The sequence below is a fragment of the Rhodococcus sp. AW25M09 genome (genome assembly GCF_000333955.1).
In the GTDB taxonomy this organism is placed as follows: Bacteria; Actinomycetota; Actinomycetes; order Mycobacteriales; family Mycobacteriaceae; genus Rhodococcoides.
Map to the genome: position 1 here is coordinate 1 of NZ_CAPS01000027.1, position 8,696 is coordinate 8,696.

Annotated in this window: 9 protein-coding genes and 1 pseudogene; 1 reads left to right on the forward strand and 9 read right to left on the reverse strand. The window is 66.7% G+C overall.

Going from position 1 to position 8,696, the window contains the following annotated elements:
* The 7 genes from RHODMAR_RS05045 to RHODMAR_RS05075 all read right to left on the reverse strand — a co-directional run.
* Nucleotides 1–541: GIY-YIG nuclease family protein (locus RHODMAR_RS05045; protein WP_042938062.1), on the reverse strand; the 541-nt coding region annotated here is incomplete at its 3' end.
* Nucleotides 525–1,715 (reverse strand): DNA cytosine methyltransferase, encoded by a 1,191-nt coding sequence (locus RHODMAR_RS05050; protein WP_042938063.1) that lies wholly within the window; start codon nt 1,713–1,715, stop codon nt 525–527. The genes RHODMAR_RS05050 and RHODMAR_RS05045, both read right to left, overlap by 17 nt.
* A gap of 53 nt (nt 1,716–1,768) precedes the next feature.
* Entirely contained in the window at nt 1,769–2,713 is a 945-nt protein-coding gene (locus RHODMAR_RS05055) for a copper resistance D family protein (RefSeq protein ID WP_081605906.1), read from the reverse strand.
* A 16-nt stretch (nt 2,714–2,729) separates the two neighbouring features.
* Complete coding sequence (locus RHODMAR_RS05060; protein ID WP_008711973.1) at nt 2,730–3,326, reverse strand: copper resistance CopC family protein; 597 nt, start codon at nt 3,324–3,326, stop codon at nt 2,730–2,732.
* On the reverse strand, nt 3,323–3,979 hold the full coding sequence (locus tag RHODMAR_RS05065; RefSeq protein ID WP_008711975.1) for a YcnI family copper-binding membrane protein: 657 nt from the start codon (nt 3,977–3,979) through the stop codon (nt 3,323–3,325). The genes RHODMAR_RS05060 and RHODMAR_RS05065 overlap by 4 nt, the downstream gene beginning before the upstream one ends.
* Before the next feature lie 56 nt (nt 3,980–4,035).
* Nucleotides 4,036–4,554, reverse strand: coding sequence for a hypothetical protein (locus RHODMAR_RS05070; RefSeq protein ID WP_008711977.1), 519 nt, complete (start codon nt 4,552–4,554; stop codon nt 4,036–4,038).
* A gap of 14 nt (nt 4,555–4,568) precedes the next feature.
* A complete protein-coding gene (locus tag RHODMAR_RS05075) occupies nt 4,569–5,219 on the reverse strand; it encodes a DUF6474 family protein (protein ID WP_008711978.1) in 651 nt (216 codons plus the stop codon).
* 378 nt (nt 5,220–5,597) lie between these two features.
* Between RHODMAR_RS05075 and RHODMAR_RS05080 the strand changes: the two genes are divergently transcribed.
* The gene (locus tag RHODMAR_RS05080; protein WP_042938068.1) at nt 5,598–7,166 is read left to right on the forward strand and encodes a TM0106 family RecB-like putative nuclease; all 1,569 of its coding nucleotides are present in this window, start codon (nt 5,598–5,600) and stop codon (nt 7,164–7,166) included.
* Nucleotides 7,167–7,205: 39 nt separating this feature from the next.
* Here RHODMAR_RS05080 and RHODMAR_RS05085 read toward each other — a convergent pair whose 3' ends face one another.
* On the reverse strand, nt 7,206–7,973 hold the full coding sequence (locus RHODMAR_RS05085) for an SDR family NAD(P)-dependent oxidoreductase (protein ID WP_042938070.1): 768 nt from the start codon (nt 7,971–7,973) through the stop codon (nt 7,206–7,208).
* Between the two features lie 132 nt (nt 7,974–8,105).
* Nucleotides 8,106–8,696, reverse strand: a pseudogene (locus RHODMAR_RS05090) (hypothetical protein); the annotation flags it as partial.

The window sequence follows — 8,696 nt, forward strand, 5'->3', positions numbered from 1 at the left end:
GCTCGCGCCGGATCTGTTCCGAGATCAGCGACCGACGCAGCGACGCCGGAAGTGTGATGGGTTCGGAGACCGGTGGGATCTTCTCGTTGAGAATCGCCTTGTGCCGCGATCTGTCGATGGCCTGGAGATACGCGGTGTATTCGTGGGCATTGAGATCACGCTCGGCAGCGCGGAACTGCTCTGCGCCGTCGGACTTCTTGAGGTCCTCGTACTGCCACAGGGGCCAGATCTCTATCTCGGCGACCTCGAACACGTCGAGTACCCGCATCGCGACGGCATCGGTCCGCTGGTTGGTCAGGTGCCGCTGCACGCGGACGCTGAGCTTCTCCTTGGTCTGCCCCACGTAGATGGGTTCACCGTCGTAGTCGTAGAACGCGTACACGCCCCACTTGGCCGCCGACCACACCCGGCCTCGATCGTCTTTCTCGCTCAGTACTTCTCGTAGGGCTGTGCGAAACGACTGCACGTCGTCTGCGGGCAGAGTGTTCTTGCGCGGCGCGACAGTCGACGCCCGCAGCGAGGATTTACCGTGACTGGACATGCGCTGCAGAGGATGTGAGGGCACACGAACTCAGTGTGCCTGTGACGAGCGGCATCAGATAGTGCTCCGCGAGCCACGCGACCACCGGAACACACACGGCATCGCCGAAACCGAAGAGCGCCTGGTTGTTTCGTAGGCCGTCGAGGGTGTACTCGCCGGCACCCATCAGGCGGGCGTATTCGACCGGCGTCATCCACCGCACCTGCAAGCGCCCGTTGCCCATCTTGACCACGGCCTGCTTCGACGAACCGCCCCGCGCGGTACGCAGGCAGCCGGAGATGTCATCGGGCCGGGCCTCCCACACCGCGACGCCGTTGCGTGTGCGACGGTACGCGGTGCGATAGCTGACCTTGCGCGCCTTCTTCAGAATCTCGATGCGCTGCAACTGAATCGGCGACAGCGACGCCACGAACGCCGCGGTACGGTCTGCGTCCCACCACCGCTGGTCTCGGTAATCCATCCGCTCGACCAGATCACCCAGACCGCTGGTCATCGGAATCGGCGGACTCGGCAACGGTGCCCTGTGCGTCAGCAGCGTCGAATCGCCGTACACCGCCTGCAGCCAATCGGGCCGCAGCTCACTGTTGGGGTCGCGAGCGTCCTCGGGCGGATTCTGCGCACCGATCAAGAACAAGCGTGGACGTGACTGCGGCACGAAGCGTCGAGCATCGATGGTCAGGACATCCACCGAGTAACCGAGTTCGTTGAGCTCCCGAACCGCCGCGGCCAGATCGTCGCCGCCGTGACTGGTGGCCAGACCGACGACGTTCTCCAGTGCCACCACCTCGGGGCGTGCAGCACCGAGCTCGCTCAGCACACGTGTGAAATGCCGGAACGTCGAGGAGTTCTTGCCTGCGAGACCGGCCCGGCCACCGGCCAACGACAGATCGGTGCACGGAAAAGATGCCCATGCCAACGACAGGCCCTCGGGCAGATCGTCCGCGCGCGTGCGGGCGACATCGCCGAGCTGAAAATGACCCGCATCGTGACCGAAGTGCTGGCGATACATCATGTGCTTGTCGCGCTCGATGTCGTTGGCCCACCGAACCTCGAAACCGGCCTGCTCCAGGCCCATTCGCACCAGACCGATGCCGGCGAAGAACTCTGCGACCGTGTGGATCCGACCGACCGCGGACGCCGAAGAACCACTCGGCACCACAGTCAACTTCGGCATGGACCCAGGTTAGTACAGGGTGCCGACAGACTCCTCGACTGCCAGGTCGCCGCTCAGGCCGTGGTGGCCAGCGCCGCCGCCAGCCCGAACGCCACCGCCAGCAAGCAGATGTGCGCGGCCGCTCGCCCCACCGAGTGCTCAACCGTGGATCGGTGCGCGGATACGGTCGGCAACCACGTCCCACGGATCCGGTGTGCCACCGCAATCAGGAGGACGGTGACCACAAGCTTGGCGAGAACGATTCGGCCGTAGCCGGTCTCGACCGTCGCCCCGACGCTCTCCAGCTTCAGGACCGCGTCGAGCACACCGGTGACGGCAACCCCCACGACGCACCAGAAGGCGACCCTGGAATAGATCGGCAGCAGCGTCGCCCAGGCAGACTTGCTGCGCACGCTCAGCGCCATTGCCCCCAACACCCCGAACCACACCGATGCGCACACCACATGCACCGCAACGGCAATGGAGCCGAACGCGAACTGCGACATGTGTCCGGTGATCGGCCGCGCCACCAGGGCGATCGACGCCAACACGATCACCGGAATCGGAGACCAGCTCGCATTGCGTCGATACCCGGCCACACCGATGGCGCACAGGACGAGAGCCAGAACGACCGTCGCCGCGCCCAACCGGCCGACCGAGATCGAGGTGGCGAATGTCGTGAATGCACTCGGCGACAACGTCGTCGGGGAACGGCCGGCAGTATCTGCAGCGGCCGCCGCCAGCAGGACGAACTCGGCGACCGCCCACAGTCCCGACAGAAATCCGATCGCCCGCCACATCACCAGCGGATCGACGGCGAGGCGTCGGGACTCGGAAGTGACGTCCAGAACAGCGAGAACCCCGAACCCCAACACCACCGACCCCGACGCCACCGCAACCACTCGTAGCCACGAGGACCCAGCGGGAAACGTCGGGTACGCCAACGCGAACGCTGCCGCGACCCCCACCGACGCCGAGGCTGCGGCAGCGAGCACGAGCCGAACGCTTCTCTCGCCCACCGCAGCCACGTCGGTACTACTGCGCTTTCGGGGTGCGCTGGGCTTGTGGCTTGCGCTGGGCTTTTGGCTTACGCAGGGCTTTTGGCTTACGCAGCGCGAATGCCAACGCCCCGGCGAAGGCCAAAACCGCCACGACGATCAGCACGATGTGGCCGTAGCCGCCGAGAAACGAACTGTCGGAGTCCTCGGAAGTGTCCGACGCGTCGGCCGATGCTCCTGGTGTGCCCGATCCCGCCTGGGTCAGCGTGAACGTCGCGGTGCCGCTCACCGGATGGCCGTCGGCCGAGGTGATGCGATACGCGAGGGTGTACTCGCCGATCGGTCCGAGCTCACCGACGTCGACGACGACACTCTCACCCTCGATGCGGGCATCGCCCTTCGACCAGAGGTTGCCGTCGGGTCCGACCACGTTGAGGGTGGCGAACTGCGCTTGCGGCACCTCGTTGAACGACACGGATGCCGTCGACGGAGAAGTGTCGAGCGAGGAACCGTCGGCCGGGCTGTACCCGGTGACCTGCGAATGCGCCGACGCGATGGGTGCGGCGATCAGCAATGTCAGCAGTGCCGCGGCCGAGACGACCAGTGCCTTCGTGGAAAAGACCAGCGTTCTCACGAGCGCCTGCTCCGGATTGTCGCGCCGATGCCGAGTCCCGCGCCGACGGCCCCGAGTACGAGCCCGACGCCGCCGAGCCAGCGCGCGGTGGTGTCGGACGAGGATGTCTGCTCCGACGCCTCGGCGGTCTCGGTCGGGGTGCCGCCGTGGGCATCGCCGCTGGCTGCAGCGAGAGTCAACGTGGGAGCGGGCAATTCGGGCTCACTGCCGTCGGCTGCCATGGGCTCGTTCCACTCGACGACCTTGCCGTCGGTGTAGGTCTGCGTTGCCGGGAACGAGACGGTCTCCTGCTCGGGCAGGGGACCCGCTTGCAGGAGGAACTCCTGGAACTGCCCCGGGCCGACCTCGGCACCGGGATCGGCGGTCCACGTCACCGACACCGCCAGGTCGGCGGAGTCCTTCTCGACGGTGGACGTCCAGCCCGGGATGGGTTGCGTACGGGCAGAATTGAGGCCCGGCAGGGTCACCTCGACCGAGCTGGTCGACGCGGTCTCGGACTCGGTGGGAACCCGGAACGTCAGGACCGAATAGCCACCCTGCTCGGCGTCGGGAGCAGAGACGGCGACATGGGCGGACGCAGCGCCGGCGCCGAGCAGCAACGCGCCGACGGTAGCGCTGGAGACGAACAGGGCACGGGAAAGAGAACTCTTCATGGGTGGTGGGTCATTTCTGTGCAGAAGTGCGGAAAGGGATGTCGGGCAGAGCAGATCTACACCGGTGGCCCGCGACGTGAAATGACCCAGTCCAAAGCCGTACCGTCCACCGACGGCATCGCAACGGAGAACCGGACGCGACCGACGGCGGAACCGTCGGGCAGGGGAGCGAGGAGTGCGAGAACCGCGCGGACGACCGACGTGATCGGACCGTAGAGGCGTTCGGCCGCGGCGATCAACAGCCCGGCGACGATCGATGCGGCGGCATGGAAGCCGATCATCGCGGCGCTGGGCAACAGTGAATGTTGGTGCTCGGACATCGAACCCGACATGTCGGTCAGGCTCAGCGCGACGTGTGCGAGGAGTTGCCCACCCATCAGGGCGGGTAGCAGCACCGTGGAACGTCTCGGTATGGCGGTCAAGGCACCGATACCGATGCTGACGACGACCAGTAGAGCCAGTGCAGAGCCGTGGGGATAGCCGCCGCCGGCCATGCCGTGTGCGGCTACCGCGAGCGCCGCGGTGACGCTGCCGACAGCTCCGCCGCGCAGCGGTGCGGCGGAGGCGTCGGTCATCGAGTGTGCAGGGTTCAGCGCACGCCGAGGCGGGCCAACAGATCCGCTTCGATGCCGTCGAGCTCTGCTGAAATGGCGGCGTGAGCGGTCTTGCGGCGAGCGGGCGGCATCTGCTCGGACGCACGCACAGCGGTCGTCAGATCGTCGAGGCGCTCGCTGATGGCGGCTCCGAAACTCTTGGTCTCGGGATCTGAGTGGCGCTCACCGATGGTGTTCAGCGACTTCTCGGCACCGGCGATGCGGGCGCTGAGCTTGCCGCCGTGACCGGTGTACTCGCTGAGCTGATCCGGAGCGACTCCCAGTTGGTGCGCCTTGCGGCTGTCGAGCTGCGCACGAACAGCGGTGGCACCGCGGTACGCGATCGGAGCCAGCACCGGCAGGAGCAGACGAGCGATACCGAGGTACTTGCGAATCTGAGCGACACTGAGCGAGCCCTGAGCTGCAGCCTTCTGCTGCGCCCGCAGAGCCGAGACCTGCGCCTTCTCGACGTTCTTCTGCGACTTCGCCTCCACCGTGCTGAGCTTGCGCTGCGCCTTGGCGATCGACTTCAACTGCTTGCGCTCGTTCTTCGCGCCGAGCTTCGCTTCCAATGTGGCCTTGTGCTTGAGAGCCTTGGCCTCCGCCTTGCGGGTGGCACGACCTTTACGCTTGCGGAACAAACCCATCGACAAGGCTCCTGACATGTGCTGCTAGGCGGAAACGGTGCGTTACACACACCCTATCGGGTCATTCCGCAGGCTCCACTCCTGCCTGTTGGGTCGTTCCGCAGGCTCCACTCCTGCCTGTTGGGTCGTTCCGCAGGCTCCACTCCTGCCTGTTGGGTCGTTCCGCAGGCTCCACTCCTGCCTGTTGGGTCGTTCCGCAGGCTCCACTCCTGCCTGTTGGGTCGTTCCGCAGGCTCCACTCCTGCCTGTTGGGTCGTTCCGCAGGCTCCACTCCTGCCTGATGGGCGTCGGATCGTCGCCGACTGTCGGAGGGCTGACCTAGTGTCTTGGAGTGTGAACGGTCAACGAGGTGCGCCAGTCTCATCTCCGGTACCCGTGCTGCTCGATGCCGGGTCGCTGACGCGGTGCCGCCATCGTCTCTATCTCGATACCGCCTACGGGTCGTTGCTGCGCGGCGAACCCGAGAACCCAGGGGTACGCCAGCGCCGGGAAGCAGCTCAGGGTCACCGAGAGAACGTCCGTGCGCAATTGGCTGCGCCCGACCCCATGCAGTGGACCGAGATCGACGAGCCCACCGCCCGAGCCGCCGCCGACGCGACCGTCGCCGCCTGCCGCGCCGGAGTCGAGCGCATCTGGAACGCCGTCCTGCCTCTCGAACGCGACACCGGCCGCCGTGGCCGCAGCGAATTGCTCGTGCGAGATGACGCGGGCGGCTATATCCCGGTGATCGTCGTCAACCACAAGGTCACCGATCCGGGCCGCGGCGCGAGAACCTCGCCACTGACGCACTGGGCTCCGGCCGTCGACGAGTCTCGCAAGGTGCGTAGTCAGTTGCGCGACCAGCTTCGGCTCGCCCACCTGTACCGAATGCTGGCGCACGAGGGCTTGGCCCCCACAACGCCCGTCGGCGGCGCAGTGGGCTATCGAGGCGAATGCATGCTGGTACACGACCTGACGACGGTCCTCGGCGAATACGACACGCGTTTCGCCGATCGGCTGGCCGTGGCCCGAGGCAGCGAATTCACCGTCCCCTCGCAGGTCAGCGAGTGTCGATCGTGTGCGTGGTGGTTCGATTGCAAGCCGCAGCTGGTCGCGATGCGTGACGTCTCACTGGTCGCGTCCGGTTCTCGGGCGGATGTGCTGCGCAGCGCGGGCGTGCGGACCATCGACGAGTTGGCGCAGTGGGAAGGCCCGGCTCCCGAGGAATGGCCGTTCGGAAACTTCGACGACGCGGTGTCCGCGGCCCTGGCCTGGCGAGCCGACGTGCCGCTGCTGCGCCGCTTCGATACCGTCTCGGTGCACCGCGCCGACGTCGAGGTGGACGTCGACATGGAGAGCTACCAGGAACACGGCGCGTACCTGTGGGGCACGCTGCTCACCGAAGCGGGCGGCCCGCCGCCGACCTATCGGGGGTTCGTCACCTGGGATCCGCTGCCGACCGTCGACGAGGGTCGCTCGTTCGCAGTGTTCTGGAACTGGTTGATGGGCATCCGTGCCGATGCTGCGGCTCGCGGGAAAACCTTTGCAGCGTATTGCTATTCGCGTCAAGCCGAGGACAAGTGGCTACTCGACTCGGCCCGTCGATTCGCCGAGGTTCCCGGGGTTCCCACCGAGGCGCAGATTCGCGAGTTCATCGACAGCGAGCATTGGGTGGATATCTACCAGGCCGTGAGCGATCAGTTCATCTGCCCGAACGGCAAGGGACTCAAGAAGATTGCACCGGTGGCGGGGTTCGCGTGGCGCGACGACGAAGCCGGCGGCGAGGCCTCGATGGGCTGGTATCGCGAAGCCGTCGGATACGACGCGGAGCCCGATCCGACGCAACGCGAGCGACTGCTCGTCTACAACGAGGACGACGTTCTCGCGACGAAGGTGCTGCGCGAGTGGATGACCGACCGAGCCGAGAAGGAGATCCCGACCGTGGCGGACCTGCGCGCTCGTGCGTGACCCCACCCGAGTCGGTGGGGCCACGCAGCGATGGAATTTCTAGCGCGGAGCCATGCGGATCGCGCCGTCCATGCGGATGGTCTCGCCGTTGAGGTAGTCGTGCTCGGCGATCATCTGGACCAGCTGCGCGTATTCACCGGGCTGTGCCAGACGTGAGGGGAACGGTACCGATGCCTCGAGGCCCTGACGGTATTCCTCGGTGACGCCGGCCAGCATCGGGGTATCGACGATGCCAGGGGCGATGGTGTTGACGCGGATGCCGACCTGCGCCAGGTCGCGGGCCGCGGTGATGGTCATCGCGTGCACGCCGCCCTTGGATGCGGTGTAGGCGATCTGGCCGATCTGGCCCTCGAACGCCGCGACGGACGCGGTGTTGACAACGACGCCGCGCTGGCCTGCCTCGTCCACGGTCGACTGCGACTGCATCCGGTTCGCGGCCAGCCGCATCACGTTGAACGTACCCAGCAGGTTGATGGTGATGACGGTGCGGAACAGCTCGAGATCGTGCGGTCCCTTCTTGGACAGGATGCGACCCGCCCAACCCACGCCAGCACAGTTGACGACGATCCTCAGCGGCACACCGGATTCGACGATGGTGTCGAGTGCGGCCTCGACCTCGGCCTCGCTGGTGACGTCCGCGGGCAGCAGAGTCACCCCGTCGGGGACGCTGTCTCCGGCGCGCTCGATGGACTGCGGCAGATCGAGCCCGAACACGGTGACGCCCGCGGCGGCCAGCCGTGCGGCCGTTGCGGCACCGAGGCCGGACGCCCCTCCGGTGACAAGTGCTGCTGTTCCTGAAATCTCCACGTCGTACGATCCCCTTCGCTCACAGTGGCGGGTCGCGGCACAGGCAGCGACCTCGTAGTCGTTCTGCACCATAACCGGCGGGGGACCTCACCGGTGTACGAGGCACCCGGCCCTGGTCGCCGGGTCCATTCCTCAGCCCCGAACGCGACCGGTGTTGTCGTACTCGACTCGCTGCGCACCGTCGCCGAGGTCGTCGAGCAGAACGGTCGCCGCGACGGGACGTCCGGGAGGCAGGAGCCGGACCGTCACCGAGCCGGCGTCGGCCGCATCGAGTGTGCTCGACGCCGCGGCCACGATGCGTTCGCGAACGTCGTCGGTCAGCACGGCCGGGGCTCTGTCGTCGAGCATCATCACCTCCACTCCGCGGGCCCGGGCGGATCTCGCTGCACGAGCGAGATCGGGCCGCACCAAACCGCGAGCGCGCAGGGTGTCGCGCAACTCGGCTTCGAGCAGCAGGCACGCGAGAATCTCCTCGTCGGTGGGATCGGGCCCGTCGGCGATGCGCTGCAGCAATGGACGCGCCAACGCGTCGAGGCTGGCCAGGCGCGCGTCCCGCTCCTCTAGGGCTGCGGCTGCGGCGGCCTGGGAGGCAATTCGAACCGTCGATTGCTTGCGTAGCTCGAAAATGGCCGCGGCCAACGGCCGAATGGTGAAGGCAAAGAACGTCGACATCAACAGCGGTGCGACGTTGATGGCACTGAACGACAGTCCGTACAGCGCCCC

Coding starts and splice junctions, on each gene's coding strand:
- RHODMAR_RS05050 (WP_042938063.1), bottom strand. CDS start 1,715: ATGCCGAAGTTGACTGTGGTGCCGAGTGGTTCTTCGGCGTCCGCGGTC.
- RHODMAR_RS05065 (WP_008711975.1), bottom strand. CDS start 3,979: ATGAAGAGTTCTCTTTCCCGTGCCCTGTTCGTCTCCAGCGCTACCGTC.
- RHODMAR_RS05070 (WP_008711977.1), bottom strand. CDS start 4,554: ATGACCGACGCCTCCGCCGCACCGCTGCGCGGCGGAGCTGTCGGCAGC.
- RHODMAR_RS05075 (WP_008711978.1), bottom strand. CDS start 5,219: ATGGGTTTGTTCCGCAAGCGTAAAGGTCGTGCCACCCGCAAGGCGGAG.